Origin of the sequence: Pseudomonas sp. S31, assembly GCF_016648105.1 — a bacterium.
Taxonomy (GTDB): domain Bacteria; phylum Pseudomonadota; class Gammaproteobacteria; order Pseudomonadales; family Pseudomonadaceae; genus Aquipseudomonas.
This window is the reverse complement of the sequence record NZ_JACVVE010000004.1, coordinates 42,215-67,197: the sequence shown is the minus strand read 5'-3', so window position 1 is coordinate 67,197 and position 24,983 is coordinate 42,215. Positions and strand designations below refer to the sequence as shown.

General features: G+C 66.3%; 5 protein-coding genes. 2 read left to right on the top strand and 3 right to left on the bottom strand.

What is annotated here, in order from left to right; translation table 11 throughout:
* Positions 1-52: 52 nt before the first annotated feature.
* The gene (locus IAE37_RS05000; RefSeq protein WP_201170140.1) at positions 53-2,488 is read right to left on the bottom strand and encodes a TonB-dependent siderophore receptor; all 2,436 of its coding nucleotides are present in this window, start codon (positions 2,486-2,488) and stop codon (positions 53-55) included.
* 206 nt (positions 2,489-2,694) lie between these two features.
* On the opposite strand from IAE37_RS05000, the gene IAE37_RS04995 reads away from it, so the two are divergent.
* Both IAE37_RS04995 and IAE37_RS04990 read left to right on the top strand, forming a co-directional pair.
* Positions 2,695-13,686: a non-ribosomal peptide synthetase gene (locus IAE37_RS04995; RefSeq protein ID WP_201170137.1), complete on the top strand. Its 10,992-nt coding sequence runs from the start codon at positions 2,695-2,697 to the stop codon at positions 13,684-13,686.
* A gap of 12 nt (positions 13,687-13,698) precedes the next feature.
* A complete protein-coding gene (locus IAE37_RS04990) occupies positions 13,699-22,296 on the top strand; it encodes a non-ribosomal peptide synthetase (RefSeq protein WP_201170126.1) in 8,598 nt (2,865 codons plus the stop codon).
* 134 nt (positions 22,297-22,430) lie between these two features.
* Here IAE37_RS04990 and IAE37_RS04985 read toward each other — a convergent pair whose 3' ends face one another.
* Positions 22,431-23,279, bottom strand: a complete 849-nt coding sequence (locus tag IAE37_RS04985; protein WP_201170115.1) for a N(5)-hydroxyornithine transformylase PvdF — start codon at positions 23,277-23,279, stop codon at positions 22,431-22,433.
* A 25-nt stretch (positions 23,280-23,304) separates the two neighbouring features.
* Positions 23,305-24,966: a cyclic peptide export ABC transporter gene (locus tag IAE37_RS04980; RefSeq protein WP_201170113.1), complete on the bottom strand. Its 1,662-nt coding sequence runs from the start codon at positions 24,964-24,966 to the stop codon at positions 23,305-23,307.
* Between the last annotated feature and the right edge of the window lie 17 nt (positions 24,967-24,983).

The following is a 24,983-nucleotide window of genomic DNA, read 5'->3' as shown; positions in this document are numbered from 1 at the left end:
AAAACGCCCCGTCTGCCAAAGCAGCCGGGGCGTTTTCCTGTCTCGCAATCAATCAGAACGTGTACTTCACCGACAGCATCAGGTTGCGCGGATCACCGTAGACGCTGCTGGGCACCGTGACGTTGTTGCTCAGCGAGTTGTAGTACTTCTTGTCGAAGGCATTGTTCAGGTTCAGGCGCGCGTCGATATTCTCGGTCGGCTTGAAGCCCACCATGAAGTCGACCAGGGTGTAGCCATCCTGCTCGATCATGTAGGTGGCGCCTTTGTTGTAGATGCGGTTCTGGTGGTACAGCGATGTCCCTACACGCCATTGGTTGAACTGCCCTGGCAGGGTGTAGGTGGTGCTCATCTTGAACAGGTGGCGGGGGATGTCAGTGTCGAACAGGCGGCCTTCGTTGGCCTTGGTGGCATCCTTGACATACTTGGCCTCGGCGAAGGTATAGCCGGCAGCCAGTTCCCAGTTCGGCGTCAGTTGGCCTTGCAGTTCGAGCTCGATGCCCTTGCTGCGCACCTTGCCCGATGCCTCATAACACGTGGTGGTCAGACCGGTATTGCAGCTGAAGGATTTGGCGCGGTTCTCCTGGTCGATCTGGAAGATGGCGGCGGATGCGTTCAACGCGCCATCGAAATACTCGCCCTTGATACCCAGCTCATAGTTTTTGCCAGTGATAGGGGCAATGATACTGCCGGATTCATCCAGGTAGTTCTGCGGTTTGAAGATATCGGTATAGCTGACGTAGACACTGTGATTCTCGTTCAGGTCGTAGATCAGGCCGGCGTACTTGGTGACGTGACGGGTGACTTTCAGCTCGCTCTCGGTGTTTTTGTAAGGCGCGCTGGTATCGTTTTCATACCAGTCCAGGCGGCTGCCCAGAATCAGCTTCAACGGGTCGGCCAGGCTCAGGCGGGTGGTGGCGTAGACACTGTTGAGCTTGGCGTTGGTGTTCTGCCAGCCGTACTTGTCCTGGCTCTCCGGTTTCGGCGTGGCACCCGAATCCCAGTTCTCCGGGTCGATATCGCCGTTCAGGAGGATGTTGTAGGGCACGTCGCCGTTGAACACCACACGCCGGTGGCTGGCACCGACCACCAGTTCATGGTCGCGATCCATCAGGCGAAACGGGCCACTGGCATAGGCGTCGAAGCTGTTCTGGGTTTCCCGGTAGTGGCCGGCACCGACGTACTGGTTATATTCCTGCGTGGCCGCGGGAAAGACGATGTAGGTGCCGAGCATGTCCAAGTCGGCCCAGGTCTTGGTGGCCGAGACGTTGAGCTTCCAGCCGTTGTCCAGATTGTGCTCCAGCGCGGCATAGGCCGAGGTGCTGACCTTGTCCCAGTACTCCCAGTCGTTGCTCAGCGAAGTCGAGCGCGACAGGTGCAGGTCTTTGCCGCCGACGCCCACCGGCAGGCCGGTCCAACCGTTGCCGTTGGTGTTGTCCTGCTGGCGAGAGGCACTCAGCGTCAGGGTGGTGCTGTCGTTGAGGTCGGCCTCCATGATGCCGTAGAACAGGTTGCGTTCGGTGTCCAAGTTATCGCGGAAGCTGTTGCCCGTCTGGTAGGCCGCCACCATCCGGCCACGCACGCTGCCGTTGTCGTTCAGCGGGCCGCCGACATCGACCTCGGTGCGGTAGCGGTCCCAGGTCCCCGCGCTGCCTTGGATGCTGGCCTTGAACTCACGGGTCGGGCGCTTGCGGATCAGGTTGATGGCCGCCGCGGGGTTACCCGCGCCCTGCATCAGGCCAGTGGCGCCGCGCACCACTTCGACCCGGTCATACATGGCCATGTCGGCCGACAGCAGGTCCTGGGACACCTGAGAGCTGTCGAGGCTGGTGGGCAGGCCGTCGTACATGATGTTGTCGAGCGAGAAGCCGCGGGCATAGTACGACGAGCGTTCCGGCCCGGTGCGGCGCAGGGTCAGGCCCGGGGTGTTCTGCACCACCTCGTTGAGGTTGGCCAGGCCCTGGTCCTCGATGCGTTGACGGGTGATGACCGTCACCGATTGCGGCGTCTCGCGCAGGGACAGCGGCAGCTTGGTCGCGGTCTGTGCGGAACCGGTGGTGTAGGAACCGGTGCCTTCGGTGGTGGCGCCCAGCCCTTGCCCGTGCACGTTGGTCGCGCCCAGTTCCACGGCTGACGTGCTGCGCGCCGTGAGGGTCAGGGTGTTGTCGTTGAACGAGTACACCAGGGGACTGCCGCGCAGCAGCTCGACGATGGCCTGGTCTACCGTGTACTTGCCATTGACGCCGCGGCTATTGACCCCAGCCACGTCGTCCGGGCTGTAGAGCACCTGAATGTTGGTCTGCTTGGCGAACGTCTGCAGGGCCGAATGCATCGATTGCGCGGGAATGCTGAAGGTCTGCTCCTGGGCCTGGGCGGCGAAGCAGGGGTAGCTCGCGGCAAGACCAAGGGAGACTGCAGCAGCGGGCGTTTTCAACGACCAGTTGAGTACCAGTGTCGGCGTCAATGAAGACAAGCGGTGAAGGGTTGGCATGTTGGCTCTCTGATGGAGTTTGGTAACGGATGAATGAAAGCTGTTGAACATCGACTCATTCATTGAGAGCAAGACGAACGAGCGTGCGAGGAATTTAGTGCGCCAGATAACAGGGTAAATTCGGGCGCCAATCACTCGTTCTGTCAGGCATTGGGCATCCCTCCCCACGAGGCTGCCTGCCTACCTGACAAGCGGGGCTGTAACGCATGGATTTCGATAAGAACGTGGACCTGGTCAAACGCTTCGTCCGGCTGCCGTTGCAGCAGCGTGAAGTGTTCTATCAACGGCTGCTGGAAAAGGGCATGAGCTTTGCCGGGTTGCCGATCCCCGCGTTGCGCGAAGGCGATGCGCCCATGCCTGCCTCCTACGCGCAGGAGCGCCAGTGGTTCCTCTGGCAGCTCCAGCCGGACAGCGCTGCGTATCACATCTGCAGTGTGCTACGCCTGCACGGCCCGTTGCAGACCGAGGCGTTGCAGGCCAGTCTCGATGCCCTGGTGGCGCGTCACGAAAGCCTGCGTACGCGGTTTTCCCAAGGTGAGCAGGGTATCCTGCAACACCGGGTCGAGCAGCGCATCGTGATCGACCCGGTGGCGCTGGAGCCCGGCCTTACCGGCGCTGCACTGGGGCGCTGGGTCGAGCAATGGTCGGGCGAGCCTTTCGACCTGGCCAACGGCCCTCTGCTGCGCGTGGTGCTGGGGCGGGTCAGCGATGACGAGCATGTGCTGCTGTTGGTCCAGCATCACATCATCTCCGACGGTTTCTCGATGCAGGTCATGGTCAACGAGTGGATGACCCTGTACCAGGGTTGCTGCTCCGGGCAGATGCCTACCCTGGCGCCGCTGCCCGTTCAATATGCCGACTATGCGCTGTGGCAGCGACGCTGGATGGAGGCAGGAGAGCGCAGCCGCCAGTTGGCCTACTGGGTAGAGAAGCTGGGTTCGGATCATCCGCTGCTGGAGTTGCCGCTGGACCATGCGCGCGGCCGATTCCCCAGCCACCAGGGCGCTCGGGTCCGGGTCTCGCTGCCTGCCGAGCTGGTCGAGTCGTTGCGCTCGGTGGCCAAGGCGCAGGGCGTGACCCTGTTCATGTTGCTGCTGGCCACCTACCAGGTATTGCTGCACCGCTACAGCGGGCAGGAGCAGATCCGCGTGGGCGTGCCCATGGCCAACCGCAACCGAGCGGAGACCCAGGGCCTGCTGGGGCTGTTCGTCAACACCCAGGTACTGTGCGGGCAACTCGGCCCGCAGTTGCGCTTCGACCAGTTCCTCGGGCAGGTCCGCAGCGCGGCGCAGGAGGCCCAGGCGCATCAGGACCTGCCGTTCGAGCAGTTGGTCGAGGCGCTGCAGCCGGAGCGTAGCCTGGGCAGCACGCCGTTGTTCCAGGCCATGTTCAACCATCAGATGGCTCGCAAAGCCCCGTCGTCGTCGGCCTCGGGACTGACCCTCGAGCATCTGGACCCGCACACCCCGAGCGCCAAGGTCGACCTGACCCTCGAAACCCTCGAAAGCGAAGCAGGCTTGCAGGCCGCCTTCCTCTACCGCAGCGAGCTGTTCGAGCCAGCCAGCATCGAGCGCCTGGCTGCGCACTGGCAACATGTGCTGCAGGCCGTGAGTCGGGCACCTGAGCAGCCAATTGGTGAAATTCCGCTGCTGGACGATACCGAACGGGGCGAGTTGGTGCGCCCGTGGCAAGCGTCGTTGCCACTGGCCGGTGACCAGGCTCCTGTGCATCGGTTGTTCGAGCAGCAGGCCGCTCGGGTGCCGGAGGCTCTGGCTGTGGTCGCCGAGAATGGGCAACTGACCTATCGCGAGCTGGACAACAACGCCAATGGGCTTGCCGGTCGGTTGCAGGCCCAGGGCGTGGCGGCAGGCGACGTGGTCGGCGTGATGGCCGAGCGCAGCGTCGAATTCGTGGCGACGGTGCTGGCACTGATGAAGCTGGGCGCCGCCTACCTGCCACTCGAACCCGGCCTGCCTGCGGCGCGCCAAGCCTACCTGCTGGAGGACGCCGGGGTGCGCTGCCTGGTCGGACAGTCGCCTGAGCTCGCCGCGCTCGCCCCACAGGTCGCCTTCATCGCGTTCGCCGTCGATCCGGCGCTGGTGACGATCGCGGCACCTGCGGTAGCGGTCGACGCGCGGCAGTTGGCCTATGTGATGTACACCTCCGGCACCACTGGGCAGCCGAAGGGCGTCGGCGTGTCGCACGCGGCACTGAACCATTACGCGCAGGCAATCAGCGAGCGCTTGCCGATGCCTGCGATCACCCGCCTGGCGATGGTCTCGACGCCGGCGTCCGACCTCGGCCACACCATGTTCTATGGCGCCTTGTGCGCGGGCAAGACCCTGCACCTGCTGGGCAGCGAACGCTGCGTGGATGCCCAGGCTTTCGCCAGTTACCTGAGCGAGCATGGCATCGATGCGCTGAAGATCGTACCGTCGCACCTCGAGGCGCTGATGGCCGCTTCCAGCCCGCAGGCGGTATTGCCGCGTGTGTGCCTGGTGGTTGGCGGCGAGTCGATCAGTGAGCACTTGCTGGCACGCATTCATGAAGCGGCGCCGGGCTTGTCGGTGATCAACCACTACGGCCCTACCGAAACCACCGTCGGGGTGCTCACGGCCCAGCTTGAGCCTGGCCAGCCGGTAACCCTGGGCGCGCCCTTGAGCCGCTGCCGCGTCGCGGTGCTCGACCCGCAGTTGCAGTGGGCGCCGGGCAGCGCTGCTGGCGAGCTGTACATCGGCGGTGCTGGTCTGGCCGATGGCTACCAGGGCAAGCCAGGGCTGACCGCCGAACGCTTCGTGCCGGACCCCTACGACCCGGTCGGCGGGGCGCGGCTCTATCGCACCGGCGATCGGGTGAACCGCCTGGCGGACGGGCGAATCCGCTACCTGGGGCGGGTGGACCAGCAGATCAAGATTCGCGGGTTCCGCGTGGAACCTGGCGAAATCGTCAGCGCGCTGCAAGCGCAGCCGGAGGTGGCAGAAGCCGCGGTCGTCGCGCTGTCCGCGACGCACGGCTCGACGTTGGTCGCCTACCTGGTGGCGGCGGGCGAGGCGAGTGATACCGCCGGGTTGGGCGAAACCCTGCGTGGCCGGCTCGCAGGCCTGCTGCCCGACTACATGGTGCCCGAGCGCTTCATGGTCCTGCCGGCCCTGCCATTGACCCCTAACGGCAAGCTGGACCGCAAGGCGCTGCCGGTACCGGACAAGGCCCAGGCGCGCTACCAGGCGCCGGTCGGAGCCACCGAGCAGGCCGTCGCCGAGGTGTGGGCGCAGGTATTGGAAGTCGATCGGGTGGGGCGTACCGACAACTTCTTCCGCCTGGGCGGGCATTCGCTGCTGGCCATCCAGATGATTGCCCGCTTGCGTCAGCAGGCGCGGATCGAGCTGCCGCTCAGGGGGTTGTTCGAAACCAGCGACCTTGCAGGCTTCGCTGCCCTGGCCAGTGGCGCTGCACCGCAGCAGTCGATCATGCCGCGCGCACCAGGCCAGGCTCCCCGCCTGTCGTTCGCGCAACAGCGGCAATGGGTGCTGTGGCAATTGGACCCTCAGGGAGCGGCCTACAACATTCCGACGGCGCTGCGCCTGGTGGGGCCTTTGGACGTTGGTGCCCTGCAGCGCAGCTTCGCTGCCCTGATCGCCCGGCACGAGACCTTGCGCACGCGCTTCGAGCAGGTCGATGGCCAGCCGGTGCAGGTGATCGAGGCGCCGAGTGACTTCAGCCTTGTGCCCGAGCCTGTCGAACCGGCGCAGGTGCAGGCCTGGATCGACGCCGAGGCGGCGCGGCCATTCGACCTGGAAACCGGCCCGCTGCTGCGCGCTCGCCTGTTGCGCCTGGGCGCCGACGAGCATGTGCTGACCCTGACCCTTCACCACATCGTCTCCGACGGCTGGTCGACGCCGATCCTGGTGCGTGAGCTGGTGGCGTTGTACGAGGGCGCCTGCCAGGGGCGCGAGGTGTCGCTGGCACCGCTGCCGATCCAGTACGCCGACTACGCCCAGTGGCAACGCCAGTGGATGGAGGCCGGTGAGCAGGCCCGCCAGCTGGCCTACTGGACCGAGCAACTGGGCGACGAGCAGCCGGTGCTCGAATTACCCCTGGACCGCTTGCGCCCAGCGCGTTCGAGCTTCCGAGGTGCGCGCTTGCAGGTGCCGCTGAGCCCAGCCCTGAGCCAGGCCTTGCAGGGCCTGGCCCGCGAGCGCGGGGTGACGCTGTTCATGCTGTTGCTGGCCTCGTTCCAGACCTTGCTGCACCGCTACAGTGGCCAGCGCGATATCCGCGTGGGCGTGCCGATCGCCAACCGCAACCGGGTCGAGACTGAAGGGCTGATCGGCTTCTTCGTCAACACCCAGGTGCTGCGCGCGCAGTTCGACGTCGGCCTGGGCTTCGACCAGCTGTTGACCCAGGTGCGCCAGGCGGCGCTGGGCGCCCAGGCGCACCAGGACCTGCCGTTCGAGCAACTGGTCGAGGCGCTGCAGCCTGAGCGCAGCGTCAGCCACAACCCGCTGTTCCAGGTGATGTACAACCACCAGAGCGCGAGCAAGACGGCGGTTGGCAGCGTCTCGGGGCTGGCCATCGAGCGCCTGGAAGGGCAAGGGCACGTGGCCAAGTTCGACCTGAGCTTGGACAGCTATGAGCGCGATGGCGAGTTGAGCGCGGCGTTCTTGTACTCGACCGACCTGTTCGACGCCGCGACCATCGAGCGTTTGGCCGGGCATTGGTTGAACCTGCTCGAGGCGGTGTGCCTCGACTCCGGCCAGGACATCGCGTCTTTGCCGCTGCTGGGCGCCGGCGAGCGCCGGGCCTTGTTGCAGGCTTGGGACCACACCGGGCCGGAGATCGTATTGCCGCCGGTGCATCAGCTGTTCGAAGCCCAGGTGCTGCGTAGCCCAGAAGCCGTAGCGGTGATCGGTGCCGAGCGCCAGCTCACCTACCAGCAGCTCAACACCCAGGCCAACCGCCTGGCGCACTGGTTGATCGAGCAGGGCGTCGGCCCGGAAAGCCGCGTGGCGATCGCCATGAGCCGCAGCGAGCAGAGCCTGATGGCCTTCCTCGCGGTGCTCAAGGCGGGCGGTGCCTATGTACCGCTGGATGTGGCCTATCCCGCCGAGCGACTGCTGCACATGATGCGCGATAGCCGTGCAGCGCTGGTGCTGAGCGAAACGCAGTGGCTCGACCAACTGCCGTTTCCCGAGGGCACGCCGGGGGTGGCCCTGGACCAACTCGACCTCACCCAATACAGCGCTGCCAATCCGAGCGTGACTGTCGCACCCGGCAACCTGGCCTACGTCATCTACACCTCCGGCTCCACCGGCCTGCCCAAGGGCGTGGCGGTCGAGCACGGGCCGCTGGCGATGCATACCCAGGCCACCGGCGAGCGCTACGAGACCAGCCCGGCCGACTGCGAACTGCACTTCATGTCGTTCGCCTTCGACGGTGCGCACGAGGGCTGGATGCACCCGTTGATCAACGGCGCCCGCGTGCTGGTGCGCGACGACCGCCTGTGGCTGCCGGACGAAACCTGCGCGCAGATGCACCGCCATGGCGTGACCATCGGCGTGTTCCCGCCGATCTACCTGCAACAGTTGGCCGAACACGTGGAGCGCGAAGGCAATCCACCGGCCGTGCGGGTCTATTGCTTCGGCGGCGAGGCGGTGTCCCAGGCCAGTTATGCGCTGGCCCGGCGCGTGCTGAAACCGACCTGGATCTTCAACGGCTACGGCCCGACCGAAACGGTGGTCACGCCACTGATCTGGAAGGCCGGCGTGAACGACTCGTGTGGTGCGGCCTACGCGCCGATCGGCGAGTTGGTCGGCCACCGCAGCGGCTATGTGCTGGACGATGGCCTGGGCCTGCAACCACAAGGCCTGGCCGGCGAGCTGTACCTGGGCGGGCAGGGCGTGGCCCGGGGCTACCTGGACCGCCCGGGGCTTACCGCCGAGCGTTTCGTGCCCGACCCGTATGGCGCGCCGGGTGCGCGGCTGTACCGCAGTGGCGACCAGACCCGTTGCCGTGGCGATGGTCTGATGGAGTACCTGAGCCGCGTCGACCACCAGGTCAAGGTGCGCGGTTTCCGTATCGAACTGGGCGAGGTTGAAGCGCGTCTGCTGGCCCACCCGCAGGTGCGTGAAGCGGTGGTGCTGGCCCAGGACGGGCCGGCGGGCAAGCAGTTGGTGGGTTACGTGGTGGTTTCGCAAGACGTGCAAGGCAACGAGATACGCCAGCACCTGAAGACCCTGCTGCCCGACTACATGGTGCCGAGTCATGTGCTGGTGATCCCGGCGCTGCCGCTGACGCCTAACGGCAAGCTGGACCGCAAGGCCCTGCCGCTGCCGGACGTGAGCGCGCTGCAGCAGGGCTACGTGGCCCCGCGCAACGACACCGAGGCGCAGTTGGCGGCGGTCTGGGCCGATGTGTTGAAGCTCGAGCGAGTGGGCCTGGAAGACAACTTCTTCGAACTGGGCGGCGACTCGATCATGTCGATCCAGGTGGTCAGCCGCGCGCGTCAGCAAGGGCTGCAGTTCACGCCCAAGGAACTGTTCGAGCACCAGACGGTGGGCGAACTGGCGCAGGTGGTGCGGCGCGGCGGCATGGTGGCGATCGACCAAGGGCTGGTCACTGGCCAGGCGCCGCTGACGCCGATCCAGAGCAGCTTCGTGCAGACAGCCATCCCTCATCGCGACCACTGGAACCAGGCAGTGATGCTGGCCCCGCGCGAGCCGCTGCAAGCGTCGGTTCTGGAAGCGGCACTGCAGGCGCTGCTCAGCCACCACGACGCGCTGCGCGCGCGGCTGGTCGACAATGGCCTGAACTACGACGGCCCGGTGCCGTCGGTGCTGTGGCAACGCGAAGCCCTGGACGATGCAGCGCTGGCCGAAGTGGCCGAGCAGGCGCAGCGTAGTCTGAACCTGGCAGACGGCCAGCTGCTGCGCGCAGTGCTGATCGAGCGCGGCGCACAGGGCCAGCGCCTGCTGCTGGTGGTGCACCACCTGGTGATCGATGGGGTGTCGTGGCGCATCGTGCTGGAGGACCTGCAACAGGCCTATACCGCACTGGCGGCGGGACGCACGCCGGGCCTGCCGGCCAAGAGCGACGCGTTCAAGACCTGGGCCACTCGCTTGGCTGGCCATGCGCTCGACCCTGCGACCCAGGCTGAATCGGCCTACTGGCAAGCGGCGCTGTCGCACTGCCAGGAGGCGCTGCCCTGTGACTTCCCCGAAGGGGCCGCTCGCCAGGCCGACGCGGCCTTCGTCAGCAGCCAGCTGGATGCCACACGCACCCGCCAGTTGCTACAACAGACCGCCCAAACCTACCGCACGCAGATCAACGACCTGCTGCTAACGGCCCTGAGCCGGGTGGTCTGCCGTTGGACCGGTGAGCCATCGGCGCTGATCCGCCTGGAAGGGCACGGGCGGGAAGACCTCTTCGACGACCTGGATATCACCCGTACCGTGGGCTGGTTCACCAGTGTCTACCCGGTCTGCCTGACCCCGCAGGCGGAACTTGGCGAATCGATCAAGGCGGTCAAGGAACAACTGCGTGCGGTGCCGAACAAGGGCATCGGCTACGGCATGCTGCGCTACCTGGGCGATGAGCCGACCCGCCAGGCCCTGGCGGAGTTGCCGCGAGGGCAGATCGTGTTCAACTACCTGGGGCAGTTCGACCAGGCATTCGACGAAAGCACCGCGATCCTCGCCCCGAGTGGCGAATACAGCGGTGCCAAGCAGGATGCTGCGGCCCCGTTGCCAGCCTTGATCAGCATCAACGGCCAGGTGCATGAAGGCGTCTTGCAACTGAACTGGACCTACAGCACCCAGGTTTTCCATCGCGAAACCCTGCAGGGCCTGGCGAACGACCTGACCCAGGAGCTCGAAGGCCTGATCGATCATTGCCTCAACCCAGCGATGGCGGGGCTGACCCCCTCCGACGTGCCGCTGGCCGGTCTCGACCAGGCCCAACTGGACCAGTTGCCGGTGCCTGCGGGCGACATCGCCGACCTTTACCCGTTGTCGCCGATGCAGCAGGGCATGCTGTTCCACAGCCTGGGGCAGGCGCAGGGCGGTGCCTACGTCAACCAGCTGCGGGTCGATGTCCAGGGCCTGGACATCGAGCGCTTCCGCGCCGCCTGGCAAGCCACCGTGGACAGCCACGAGGTGCTGCGCGCCAGCTTCCTCAGCGGCCAGGCTCAGGCCTTGCAGCTGATCCGCAAGCAGGTCACGCTGCCTCTGCAAGCGTTGGACTGGCAAGGCCGCGACGACCTGGCGGCGGACCTCTCGGCCTTCGCCGAGCGTGACCGCCAGCGCGGCTTTGACCTGGAGCACGACGCCCTGCTGCGCCTGACAGCCATCCAGACCGCGCCAGGCCAGCACCACCTGATCTACACCAACCACCACATCCTGATGGACGGCTGGAGCAACTCGCGCCTGCTCGGCGAGGTGTTGCAGCGCTACGCCGGTGTGCAAGTCCCCATGCCGAAAGGCCGTTTCCGCGACTACATCCAATGGCTGGGCGCCCAGGACGCAGCCGCCAACCAGGCCTTCTGGGCCGAACAGCTGCAGGCATTCGACGAGCCGACCCGCCTGGCCCAGGCCATCCGCCAGCCGGAGGGCGCCTTGGCGCCAGGCCAGGGCGAATGGCACCAGGCGCTCGACGAAGCCACCACCCAGCGCCTGGTCGCGTTCAGCCGCCAGCAGCACCTGACGGTCAACACCTTGGTGCAGGCCGCTTGGCTGCTGTTGCTGCACCGCTACACCGGGCAGGCCGGGGTCAGCTTCGGCGCGACCGTGGCCGGCCGGCCAGCGGCGCTGGTGGGCATCGAAGAGCAACTGGGCCTGTTCATCAACACCTTGCCAGTGTTCGCCCAGGTGCGCGCGGAGCAACCGGTGGCGCAGTGGCTGGCGCAGCTGCAGGCGCAGAACCTGAGCCTGCGCGAGCACGAGCACACGCCGTTGTACGAGGTGCAGCGCTGGGCCGGGCGTGCCGGTGAAAGCCTGTTCGACACGCTGCTGGTGTTCGAGAACTACCCGGTGGCCGAGGCCTTGCAGCAAGGGGCCCCTGCGGGGTTGGCGTTCGGTCAGGTACACAGCCGTGAACAGACCAACTACCCGATGACCCTGGCCGTGACCCTCGGTCAGCAATTGAAGGTGCACTACAGCTTCGACCGCGGGCTGTTCACCGACGCCGCAGTGCACAGGCTGGGCGAGCACTTCATTACCTTGCTGGTGCAACTGGCCGAACGGGCGACGGCCCCAGTAGGTGAGTTGCGCATGCTGAGCCCCGAGGAGCATCGGCAGCTGCAGGGCTATAACGACACGGCGGCCGTGTACCCGCTGGATCGCCCGGTACATCGCCTGATCGAAGACCAGGTCGACCGCACGCCAGACGCCATCGCCCTGGTGTTCGGCGAGCGCCAACTCAGTTATCGACAGCTCAACGAACAGGCCAACCGGCTGGCGCGCAGGTTGCGTGAACTGGGGGTGGGGCCGGACGTGCCAGTGGGTGTGGCCGCACATCGCAGCCTGGAGATGGTGATTGGCCTGCTGGCCGTGCTCAAGGCCGGCGGCGCCTATGTGCCCATGGACCCGGAATACCCCATCGACCGCCTGAGCTACATGCTGCAGGACAGTGGCGTGCGCCTGCTGCTGACCCAGGCCGCGCTCGCCCAGGCATTGCCATTGACCGATGAGGTGCAGGTGCTTTGCCTGGATGCCAGCGACAGCGCCGACGTTGCTGCAGGCGAGGAAAATCTTGCAGGCAGCCCGAGTGCCGATGACCTGGCATACATCATCTACACCTCCGGTTCCACTGGCCGGCCCAAGGGCGCGGGCAACAGCCACCGGGCGCTGGTCAACCGGCTGTGCTGGATGCAGAAGGCCTACACGCTCGATGCAACGGACGCGGTGTTGCAGAAGACCCCCTTCAGCTTCGATGTCTCGGTGTGGGAGTTCTTCTGGCCGCTGATCACCGGTGCGCGCTTGGTGGTAGCCCAGCCGGGCGACCACCGTGATCCGCAGCGATTGCTCGAAACCATCGTCGCCAACGGCATCACCACGTTGCATTTCGTGCCGTCGATGCTCCAGGCGTTCCTGGCCGCGGCGCCAGTCGAACGCTGCAGCAGCATCACACGCCTGGTCTGCAGCGGCGAGGCGTTGCCCCCGGAGCTGGCGCAAGAGGCGATCACGCGGCTGGGCACGGCGCGCTTGTACAACCTCTATGGGCCCACGGAAGCTGCCATCGACGTCACCCATTGGCACTGCACCCCTGAGGACGGCGGCAGCGTGCCGATCGGCGTACCGATCGACAACCTGCGCACCCATGTCGTCGACCTTGCCATGCACAGCGTGCCGGTTGGCGTGAACGGTGAATTGCTGCTCGGCGGCATGGGCCTTGCCCGTGGTTACCATCGACGTCCTGCCCTGACCGCCGAACGCTTCATCCCCGATCCGTTCGCCGCAGAGCCCGGCGGGCGCCTGTACCGCACCGGCGACCTGGTGCGCTTGCGCGATGACGGCGTCATCGACTACCTGGGGCGCCTCGACCATCAGGTGAAGATCCGCGGCCTGCGCATCGAGCTTGGCGAGATCGTCTCGCGCATGCTCGAACTGGATGCCGTGCGCGAAGCGGTGGTGGTCGATGTCGACCTGGGCGCGGGTACCCAACTGGCGGCGTACGTGGTGCCGATGCCGGGCCATGAAGAGCAGGGTGACGCCAGCGCCGGCCTGGTCGAATCGATTACCCAGCATCTGAAGGCCTGCTTGCCAGGGCACATGGTGCCGAGCTACCTGACGCTGCTGGCAGCCATGCCCATGAGCCCCAACGGCAAGCTGGACCGCAAGGCATTGCCAGCGCCGGCGCGTCGGGCAAGTGCCCAGGGGGCGAGTGAACCACTGGGGGCGATGGCTCGCCAGGTTGCCGAGATCTGGGCGCAGGTGCTGGGGCTCGACAGCGTGGGTGGCGAGGATGATTTCTTCGCCCTGGGCGGGCATTCCTTGCTGGCGGTGCAGGTGCTGGTCAGGTTGCGCGAGCAGTTGGGCCAGCAGGTTGCCCTGACGACCTTGTTCGAACACCCGGTACTGGCCGATTTCTGTGCGCAGCTCACGCCCGAGAGCAATGCCCAGGATGCCTTGCAGGAGCAATTGGCTAAATCGCTGGAGGCTCTCAAACGTCTATCAACGGAGGAAATGAACGAGCTGATTTCTTAGGAGAGATTTTTCATGCAAGCGCTGCTCGACTCCGTAAAGTCACTGTCTGCGGACGAACGCAAGGCCCTCGCGGCCTTGCTCAAGAAGCAGGGGGTGAATCTGTATGGCGTCACCCCCATCTGCAAACGGGATCCCGGCCAGCGGCCAGGGCTTTCCTATGCCCAGCAGCGCCAGTGGATTCTCTGGCAACTGGACCCGGCCAGTGCCGGCTACAACCTCCCCGTGGCCCTGCGCCTGGTCGGCGCGCTGGACGTGCAGGCCCTGCAGCGCAGCTTCGCTGCCCTGATCGCTCGGCACGAGACATTGCGTACCCGCTTCGAGCAGGTCGATGACCAGCCGGTGCAGGTTATCGAGGCGCCGAGTGACTTCAGCCTTGTCCCCGAGCCCGTCGAGCCAGCGCAGGTGCAGGCCTGGATCGACACCGAGGCGGCGCGGCCATTCGACCTGGAAACCGGCCCGCTGCTGCGCGCCCGCCTGTTGCGCCTGGGCGCTGACGAGCATGTGCTGACCCTGACCTTGCACCACATCGTCTCCGACGGCTGGTCGACGCCGATCCTGGTGCGCGAACTGGTGGCGCTGTACGAGGGCGCTTGTCAGGGTCGTGAAGCCTCGCTGCCAGCCTTGCCGATCCAGTACGCCGACTACGCCCAGTGGCAACGCCAGTGGATGGAGGCCGGTGAGCAGGCCCGCCAACTGGCCTACTGGACCGAGCAACTGGGCGACGAGCAGCCGGTCCTTGAGCTGCCTCTGGACCGCTTGCGTCCAGCGCGTTCGAGCTTCCGAGGTGCGCGCTTGCAGGTGCCGCTGAGCCCAGCCCTGAGCCAGGCCTTGCAGGGCTTGGCCCGCGAGCGCGGGGTGACGCTGTTCATGCTGTTGCTGGCCTCGTTCCAGACCTTGTTGCACCGCTACAGTGGCCAGCGCGATATCCGCGTCGGGGTGCCGATCGCCAACCGCAACCGGGTCGAGACCGAAGGGCTGATCGGCTTCTTCGTCAACACCCAGGTGCTGCGCGCGCAGTTCGACGTCGGCCTGGGCTTCGACCAGCTGTTGACCCAGGTGCGCCAGGCGGCGCTGGGCGCCCAGGCGCACCAGGACCTGCCGTTCGAGCAGTTGGTCGAGGCGCTGCAGCCTGAGCGCAGCGTCAGCCACAACCCGCTGTTCCAGGTGATGTATAACCACCAGAGCGCGAGCAAGACGGCGGTTGGCAGCGTCTCGGGGCTGGCCATCGAGCGCCTGGAAGGGCAAGGGCACGTGGCCAAGTTCGACTTGAGCCTGGACAGCTACGAGCGCGATGGCGAGTTGAGCGCGGCGTTCTTGTACTCGACCGACCTGTTCGATGCCGCGACCATCGAGCGTTTGGCCGGCCATTGGTTGAACCTGCTCGAAGCGGTGTGCCAAGACCCGGCCCAGGAAATTGCGGCGCTTCCATTGCTGGGCGCCAGCGAGCGCCAGGCCTTGTTGCGGGCCTGGGACCATACTGGCCCCGAAGTGGTCCTGCCGCCCGTGCATGCGTTGTTCGAGGCGCAGGTAGTGCGCACCCCGGAGGCGGTGGCCGTCATCGGTCAGGTGCCAGGTGCTGAGCGCCAGCTTACCTATGAGGAGCTCAATACCCAGGCCAACCGCCTGGCGCATTGGCTGATCGAGCAGGGCGTGGGCCCGGAAAGTCGCGTGGCGATCGCCATGAGCCGCAGCGAGCAGAGCCTGATGGCCTTCCTGGCGGTGCTCAAGGCTGGCGGTGCCTACGTGCCGCTGGACGTGGCCTATCCGGCCGAGCGGCTGCTGCACATGATGCGCGATAGCCGTGCAACGCTGGTGTTGAGCGAAACCCAGTGGCTCGACCAACTGCCGTTTCCCGAGGGCACGCCCGGGGTTGCGCTCGACCAATTGCAGTTGGAGGGCTACAGCGCGGCCAATCCCAATGTGGCGCTGGCACCCGGCAACTTGGCCTACGTCATCTACACCTCCGGCTCCACCGGCCTACCCAAGGGTGTTGCGGTCGAGCACGGGCCGCTGGCGATGCATATCCAGGCTACCGGCGAGCGCTACGAGACCAGCCCGGCCGACTGCGAACTGCACTTCATGTCGTTCGCCTTCGACGGCGCCCACGAGGGCTGGATGCACCCCTTGATCAACGGCGCCCGCGTGCTGGTGCGCGACGACCGCCTGTGGCTGCCGGACGAAACCTGCGCGCAGATGCACCGCCATGGCGTGACCATCGGCGTGTTCCCGCCGATCTACCTGCAACAGTTGGCCGAACACGTGGAACGCGAAGGCAATCCACCCGCCGTGCGGGTCTATTGCTTCGGCGGCGAGGCGGTGTCCCAGGCCAGTTATGCGCTGGCCCGGCGCGTGCTGAAACCGACCTGGATCTTCAACGGCTACGGCCCGACCGAAACGGTGGTCACGCCACTGATCTGGAAGGCCGGCGTGAACGACTCGTGTGGCGCGGCCTATGCGCCGATCGGCGAGTTGGTCGGCCACCGCAGCGGCTATGTGCTGGACGATGGCCTGGGTCTGCAACCACAAGGCCTGGCCGGTGAGCTGTACCTGGGCGGGCAGGGCGTGGCCCGGGGCTACCTGGACCGTCCAGGCCTCACCGCCGAGCGTTTCGTGCCCGACCCGTATGGCGCGCCGGGTGCGCGGCTGTACCGCAGTGGCGACCAGACCCGTTGCCGTGGCGATGGGCTGATGGAGTACCTGAGCCGCGTCGACCACCAGGTCAAGGTGCGCGGTTTCCGTATCGAGCTGGGCGAGGTTGAAGCGCGTCTGCTGGCCCATCCGCAGGTGCGCGAAGCGGTGGTGCTGGCCCAGGACGGGCCGGCCGGCAAGCAGCTGGTGGCCTACGTGGTCTTGTTGGAAACCGAGCAGGGCGGCACCGTGCAAGGCAACGAGATACGCCAGCATCTGAAGACCTTGCTGCCCGACTACATGGTGCCGAGCCATGTGCTGGTGATCCCGGCACTGCCGTTGACGCCCAACGGCAAGCTGGACCGCAAGGCCCTGCCGCTGCCGGACGTGAGCGCGCTGCAGCAGGGCTACGTGGCTCCGCGCAACGAAACCGAGGCGCAGTTGGCGGCGGTCTGGGCCGACGTGTTGAAGCTTGAACGAGTGGGCCTGGAAGACAACTTCTTCGAACTGGGCGGCGACTCGATCATGTCGATCCAGGTGGTCAGCCGCGCCCGTCAGCAAGGGCTGCAGTTCACGCCCAAGGAGCTGTTCGAGCACCAGACGGTGGGCGAACTGGCGCAAGTGGTGCGGCGCGGCGCCACGGTAGCCATCGACCAAGGACTGGTCAGTGGTGAGGCGCCGCTGACACCGATCCAGAGCAGCTTCGTGCAGGCGGAGATTCCCAGCCGCGACCATTGGAACCAGGCGGTGATGCTGGCCCCGCGCGAGCCGCTGCAAGCGTCGGTCCTGGAAGCGGCGCTGCAGGCGCTGCTCAGTCACCATGACGCGCTGCGCGCGCGGCTGGTCGACAATGGCCTGAACTACGACGGCCCGGTGCCTTCGGTGCTATGGCAACGCGAAGCCCTCGACGATGCAGCGCTGGCCGAAGTGGCCGAGCAGGCGCAGCGCAGCCTGAGCCTGGCCGACGGCCAGCTGCTGCGCGCAGTGCTGATCGAGCGCGGCGCACAGGGCCAGCGCCTGCTGCTGGTGGTGCACCACCTGGTGATCGACGGGGTGTCGTGGCGTATCGTGCTGGAAGACCTGCAACAGGCCTACACCGCGCTGGCGGCAGGACGCGCGCCGGGCCTGCCGGCCAAGAGCGATGCCTTCAAGACCTGGGCACAACGCTTGAGCGCACGCGCCACCGAAGCAGACTTCGCCAGCACCCTGGCGTACTGGCAGGGGCAGCTGCTGGACGCATCCGACGCCTTGCCCTGTGACCGGCCTCAGGGGCGGCAGACCCAGGGCGATACCCGCAGCGCGCGCACCCGCCTGGATCGTGAGTGGACGCGGCGCTTGCTGCAGGAAATCCCCCACGTCTACCGCACGCAGATCAACGACCTGCTGCTAACAGCCCTGAGTCGGGTGGTCTGCCGCTGGACCGGCCAGCCGTCCGCGCTGATCCGTCTGGAAGGGCATGGGCGCGAAGACCTCTTCGACGACCTGGATATCACCCGTACCGTGGGCTGGTTCACCACGGTCTACCCGGTGTGCCTGAGCCCGCAGGCGGAGCTTGGCGAATCGATCAAGGCGATCAAGGAGCAGTTGCGCGCGGTGCCGGACAAGGGCATCGGCTACGGCATGCTGCGCTACCTGGGCGATGAATCGGCCCGCCAGGCCCTGGCGGCCTTGCCGCAAGGGCAGATCGTGTTCAACTACCTGGGGCAGTTCGACCAGAGCTTCGACGCGCAGCAAGGCCTGTTCACTCCGGCGCAGGAAAGCTGCGGCGCCGGCCAGAGCAGCGACACCCCGCTGCCGGCCAGGCTTTCGATCAATGGCCAGGTGTTCGCTGGGGAGCTGGAGCTCAACTGGACCTTCAGCCAACAGGTCTACGATGAGGCGACGGTGCAGGCGCTGGCCGATGCGTTCACTGCAGAGCTCAAGGCCCTGGTGAGCCACTGCGAGGCTGCGCAGGCGGGCGGGCTGACCCCATCGGACGTGCCGCTGGCCGGTCTCGACCAGGCACAGCTTGATCAGTTGCCGGTGCCTGCACGCGACATCGCCGACCTTTACCCGTTGTCGCCGATGCAGCAGGGCATGCTGTTCCACAGCCTGGGGCAGGAGGAGGGCGGCGCCTACGTCAACCAACTGCGGCTGGATGTCCAGGGCCTGGACATCGAGCGCTTCCGCGCCGCCTGGCAAGCTACCGTGGACAGCCACGAGGTGCTGCGCGCCAGCTTCCTCAGCGGCCATGCCCAGGCCTTGCAGCTGATCCGCAAGCAGGTCACGCTGCCTCTGCAAGCGTTGGACTGGCAAGGCCGCGACGACCTGTCGGCGAGCCTGGAAGCCTTTGCCCTGCGCGACCTGCAACGCGGCTTCGACCTGGAGCGAGACGCGCTGCTGCGCCTGACGGCCATCCAGACCGGGCCAGGCCAGCACCACCTGATCTATACCAACCACCACATCCTGATGGACGGCTGGAGCAATTCGCGCCTGCTCGGCGAGGTGTTGCAACGCTACGCCGGCGTCCAGGTCCCTGCGCCGAAAGGCCGTTTCCGCGACTACATCCAATGGCTGGGCGCTCAGGATGCAGCTGCCAACCAGGCCTTCTGGGCCGAGCAACTGCAGGTATTCGACGAGCCGACCCGCCTGGCCCAGGCTATCCGCCAACCGGACGGCGCCTTGGCGCACGGCCAGGGCGAATGGCACCAGGCGCTCGACGAAGCCACCACCCAGCGCCTGGTCGCGTTCAGCCGCCAGCAGCACCTGACGGTCAACACCTTGGTGCAGGCCGCTTGGCTACTGTTGCTGCACCGCTACACGGGGCAGGCCGGGGTCAGCTTCGGCGCGACCGTGGCCGGCCGGCCAGCGGCACTGGTGGGCATCGAGGAGCAACTGGGCCTGTTCATCAACACCTTGCCAGTGTTCGCCCAGGTGCGCGCCGAGCAACCGGTGGCGCAATGGCTCGCCCAGTTGCAGGCGCAGAACCTGAGCCTGCGCGAGCACGAGCACACGCCGCTGTATGAGGTGCAGCGCTGGGCTGGCCGCCCTGGCGAAAGCCTGTTCGACACGCTGCTGGTGTTCGAGAACTACCCGGTGGCCGAGGCGTTGCAGCAAGGTGCGCCGGGCGGGCTGGTATTCGGCCAGGTCCATAGCCGCGAACAGACCAACTACCCGATGACCCTGGGCGTGACCCTGGGTCAGCAGTTGAAGGTGCACTACAGCTTCGACCGCGCACGCTTTGCTGACGCAGCCGTCCAGCAACTGGGCGAGCATTTCCTCGAACTGCTGCTGGCGATGTGCGCGAACGCCCAGGCGCCGGTCGGCGAGCTGTCGATGCTGCCTGGCCGCCAACGCGACAGGGTCCTCCAGCAATGGAGCCGCGGCGGCCCGATCGACCAGGTGCCGGCCACGGTGTTGCAGGCCATCGAAGCGCAAGTCGCGGCGCAGCCGCACGCGGTGGCATTGATCTGTGCTGGCCAGCACCTAAGCTACCAGGCGCTCGATGAGCGCGCCGAGGCGTTGCTGCCCACGCTGTTGCAACACGGGGCGGGCCCTGACGTACCGATTGGTCTGGCAGTGGACCGTGGCCTGGACATGGTGGTCGGGCTGCTGGCCATCCTCAAGGCCGGCAGCGCCTACGTGCCGCTCGATCCGGCCTACCCGCCCGAGCGCCTCCACTACATGATGGAAGACAGCGGCATGCGCCTGTTGCTCACCCAGAGCCATTGGGCGCAGCAGCTGTCCCTGCCCCAGGGCGTGGACGCGCTGTGCCTGGACCGCGCGCAGCAGTGGCTGGGCGACGGCCAGGCCCGCCAGCGCCGCGCGGTGAGCCCGGACCACCTGGCGTACATCATGTACACCTCCGGTTCCACCGGGCGGCCCAAGGGCGTGGGCATCAGCCATGGCGCGCTGGCCGCCCATGCGCGCATGTCGCAAGGCTTCTTCAACCTTGGGCGCGATGACCGCGTGCTGCAGTTCGCCACGTTCAACTTCGACGGTTTCGTCGAGCAGTTGTACCCGGCGTTGATGTGCGGTGCCTCGGTGGTCATTCGGGGCAACGAGCTGTGGGACAGCGAGACGTTCTACCGCGAGCTGCTGGCCAACGACATCAGTGTGGTCGACCTGACCACCGCCTACTGGTTCATGCTGGCGAAGGACTTCGCCGAGCGCGGCCCCCGTGACTACGGGCGCTTGCACCAGGTGCACGCCGGTGGCGAGGCGATGCCACCGGAAGGATTGGCTGCATGGCGTGCCGCCGGGCTGCAGCACGTGAAACTGCTCAATACCTATGGGCCTACCGAAGCCACCGTCACGGTTTCGGCGCAGGATTGCCAGCCTTATGTCGAGCAGGCCCTGGCGTTGCCCGCCATCATGCCGATCGGCCGGCCATTGCCGGGTCGAGAGTTGTACCTGCTGGATGTGGACGGGCAACTGGCGGCTGCCGGCGTAGCGGGCGAACTGGCGATCGGTGGCGCCTTGCTGGCCCGCGGTTACCATGGCCGGCCTGGCCTGACCGCCGAGCGTTTCATTCCCGACCCGTTCGGCGCGCCGGGCGCGCGGCTGTACCGTTCGGGCGACCTCGCCCGGCATGGCGAAGACGGCGTCATCGACTACGCCGGGCGGATCGACCACCAGGTGAAGATTCGCGGTTTCCGCATCGAGCCAGGCGAAATCGAGGCGTGCCTGCAATCGCACCCCAGCGTGCGCGAGGCCCTGGTGATCGACCTGCCGGGCGCCGCCGGGCGGCAGTTGGTGGGGTATGTGGTGGCTGCATTGCCCGATCATTCGGCGCAGCAGGTGGGCGATGTTCTCAAGGCGCATCTGCGCCAGCGCCTGCCGGACTACATGGTGCCCAGCGTGTTGATGGTGTTGCCGAGCATGCCGTTGAGCCCCAATGGCAAGCTGGACCGCAGCAAGCTTCCTGCGCCGAGTGCCGAAGGGCAGGCCGACCGTCATGTCGAGCCGAGCACGCCGCTGGAGCGCCAGTTGGCCGCCATCTGGAAGCAGGTATTGAAGGTCGACCGGGTCGGCGTGGAGGACAACTTCTTCGAACTGGGCGGCGACTCCATTACTTGCATGCAAGTGGTCGCCCGGGTTCGGGACCTGAATGAGCCGGGCCTGCAGATCAAGGTGCGTGACCTGCTCGGCAAACCGACCATTCGCCAGTTGCTGGCGCCAGGTGTCAGCCAGGGCGCGCTGCTGCCGCTCAACCGAGCGGTGGCAGGTAGCGCGCCGCTGTTCTGCGTGCACGGAGGTTTTGGCACGGTGTTCGACTACCAGCCCATCGCCCGTGCCCTGGAAGGGCGCCGCAGTGTGGTGGGGATTCAGTCGCGGATGCTGGTCGATGAGCGTTGGGCCGATCACTCGCTGGAGGCGATCGCCCAGGACTATGTGCGCCTTGTGCGCGAGCAGCAGCCCCACGGGCCCTATCATCTGCTGGGCTGGTCGTTGGGCGGGACCCTGGTGTCGCTGATGACGGCAGAGCTGGAGCGCCAGGGCGAGGCGGTGGCGTTTCTCGGGCTGGTGGACAGTTTCGTCGAAACCCTGGCGTTGGCGCCGGCCGAGGACACCTGGCTGAGCGACCTGCAGGGGTTCTGGGCACTGATTGCCCCGGCACTCGAACTGGGCCCGTTGCCCGCAGCGGCGGGTGACGAGATGAGCCAGGCGCAGGTGGCTGAGCTGTTCGCAGCCCTCCTGGCGAAGCTTGGCCAGGGAGAGGCGCGGCGAGCCAATGGGTTCCTGGCATTGAGTGCCGATGAGCTGGCCGGGATCTTCCATGCGGCGCGCAAGTTGCGGCGCCTGGCGGAGCAGTTCCGTGGCTGCGGGCCTGTGGTTGCCGAGCCGTTGGCCTGGTGGACAGCAGGGCGCGAGCGCCAGGTTCGGCAGTTGGAGGAGCAGTTGGGGCAGGGCTTGTCCGGGGTTGCTGCGCTGGGCTGTACGCATGTGGAAATTACCCGGGATGAGGGGGTGTTGCGGGCGTTGGTGGAGCGGCTTGGGTAAGGTGCGGGTGTGACGGAAAAGCCCCGGCTTGTGAGAGCCGGGGCTTTTTTATGGGTGGGGCGCTGTGCCTGGCTTTAGAGTTGTGGCGGCGCTCGATTTATGCGACACCCTACATTCCAAGTCGAACCACCCCGTCAGGCCGGCTGCGCCACATCCTGCCGTTCCCTGGCCAACATCAACAACCCTTCGCTCAACGCTGGAAACAGGCTTCGATTGAAGTTGTTCCAACGCAACTCGAGAATGGTGTCTTCCGGGGCGATCTGTGTACCCAGCACATCATGGATCACTTCCCCCGAGTCGATCCCGGTATCCATGTAATGCAGCGAAGCGCCGGTCTTGTCGACCACGGGGACGTCGATCTCGGCCTTGGTCGTCCAGTCCACGACCTTGCGCCCGCGCGCCCCGCTGAGGGCGTCCAGGGTCGCGTAGGCGCCACGGCGCTCGTAGGGCGACTCCAGGCGGGTGATGCCCGGATGGATGTTGACCATGCGCCGGTAGTAGGGGCTGGTCGGCCGCACCAGTTCGTCGAGAATGACCAACAACCCGTCGACCACCACCAGGTCGATATCCAACGCCTGAAGATGTTCGAGCAGCCGTTGCTCGAAGTCGTGCTTGCCCGCCGGGCGCTCGCTGGAGCCCAGGGGCAGGCGGCGATACGACGAGGGAATCGGGGTCAGCAGGTCATTGACCAGGCGGCCCTGGACCTGCAGTTGCGCAGGGTAGAACCAGCGCTGCCGGGGATCGTAGCTGAACCCGTATTCGGCGAGCTGCTCGCGGTCGCGTGGGGATTGCGCGTCGTCATCGTAGATGACCGTTTGCAACTGGTAATGCTCGCCCAGCTCGGTGTGTTCAAGCTGTTCGACGAGGTACTCCAGCACCGACTTCATGTAACGCTGTTCGCCCTTGTACGGCACCTGCTGGCCGGCTTTGTCGGCGGCGGCATTGCGCAGCGACCACAGGTAGGCGATTTTCTTCTTGCTCATGGGAAGCATCCTTGAAAAAGGGGCGTCATGCCGGCTGCAGGGGGGCGGCGACGCGTTCGGTGGTGACGCGACCCTTGTCCATGCGGATCAACTGGTCGGCGACATGGAAATAGCGATCATCGTGGGAGATCACGATGACGGTTCGGCCCTGGCGCTTGAACTCCGGTAACAGCTCGGTATAGAACACCCGGCGGAAGGACGGGTCCTGGTCGGCGGCCCATTCGTCGAAGACCAGCACCGGGCGTTCGTCGAGCCAGGCATTGACCAGGGCCAGCCGCTTGCGTTGCCCGGTGGACAGCGCCGTGGTGCTGTAGCTGCCGCGGACCAGGCTCACCTTGTGGGCGATGTCCAGGCGTTCGAGGTAGCGGCTGACCAGCTCGGGCTTGTCCACGGCCTCGGGGCTGAGGTCGTCGAACAGGTGGTGGTCGGCGAAGATGGTGGTGAACAACTGCCGGTAGTCGTCGCGCTGGGCATCGCTGACGCAGCGCCCGTCCAGGCGTACCTCGCCGGACTGTGGCGGGTAGAGGCCCAGCAGCACCTTGATCAGCGAGGTCTTGCCGCAGCCGTTTTCACCGACGATGAACAGGATCTCGCCACGCTCGATGCGCAGGTCCACAGGGCCGAGGGTGAAGGGCTCGCTGCCTTCGATCACCGGGTAGTCGTAGCGCACCGCAGCCAATTCGATCTGCTGGAAGGGCAAGGGCGCCGACGGGCGCTCAGGTTGCCCCTGGATTTCCGGGGACGAGAAGCGCCAGGAGACGTCGGCGACGCGGGCCAGGGCGATGCGCGCGCGGCTGACCATCGGCAGGTTGAGCACCAGTTGCTCCAACGGGCCCTTCATGTACAGCATCACCAGCACGAAGCCGCCGAGCACGGTGCGTTCGGCTGCAGGCCAGAGCACCTGGAAGGCGATTGCCACGCCGATCACGGCGAAGAACAGCATCGAGCCGAAGGTTTCTGCGCTGATGAAGATGTTCGCCGCGCGGATGTTGGCCTGGGCGATGCGTTCGGTGACGCCATCGATGAGCTGGTCGCGCAGGTGCCAGCGACGGGGGCGCTGGATGCGCAGTTCCTTGGCGCCATCGGTCATCGCCTGGTAGTAGCCTTGCAGCTCGTCCTCGCCATCGCGGGCCTGGGCCAGGCGCACGTTGCCAAAGCGTTGCGCGATGTACTGGGCACCCACCCCGACCATCACCGTCAGCACCGTCAGCAGCAGGATCTGCCACGACAGCACCGCCAGGTAGCACAGGCAGGCCAGGGTCACGGTGAAGGCGATGACCATCGGCGCGACCGACAGCGCGAAGGTGCTGATGGTGGTCACGTCGTTGAGCAGGATGGGGATCAGCCGGTGGCCGCGAAAGCGCTCCAGCTGTTCGATGGGCGCCGCCAGCACTTTGCCGGCCAGCTCGCGCCTGAGGTTGCGCACCACCCGCTGGCCGATGTAGTTGGTCAACAGGCGCGAGCCGGTCGAGCAGGCCAGGGTCAGCACGCACAGCCCGGCGAACTGCAACGCCAGCCGGCCTGTGGGGCCGGCACCTTGGTTCATGGCGTGGTTGATGGTCGCCAGCAGCGACGTCACGCTCAAGCCGCTGACCACTCCCATCAGGATGGAGGCCAGAACGGCCAGCCAGTAGGGCTTGAGGATGCGCCAGGTTTCGCCGGCCAGGCTGTTCGATGCGGGGGTCATGTCGAGATCTCGCTGGG

Excerpts from the sequence above, each read along its gene's own strand:
- IAE37_RS05000 (WP_201170140.1), bottom strand. The coding sequence starts at position 2,488 with ATGCCAACCCTTCACCGCTTGTCTTCATTGACGCCGACACTGGTACTC.
- IAE37_RS04995 (WP_201170137.1), top strand. The coding sequence starts at position 2,695 with ATGGATTTCGATAAGAACGTGGACCTGGTCAAACGCTTCGTCCGGCTG.
- IAE37_RS04990 (WP_201170126.1), top strand. The coding sequence starts at position 13,699 with ATGCAAGCGCTGCTCGACTCCGTAAAGTCACTGTCTGCGGACGAACGC.
- IAE37_RS04985 (WP_201170115.1), bottom strand. The coding sequence starts at position 23,279 with ATGAGCAAGAAGAAAATCGCCTACCTGTGGTCGCTGCGCAATGCCGCC.
- IAE37_RS04980 (WP_201170113.1), bottom strand. The coding sequence starts at position 24,966 with ATGACCCCCGCATCGAACAGCCTGGCCGGCGAAACCTGGCGCATCCTC.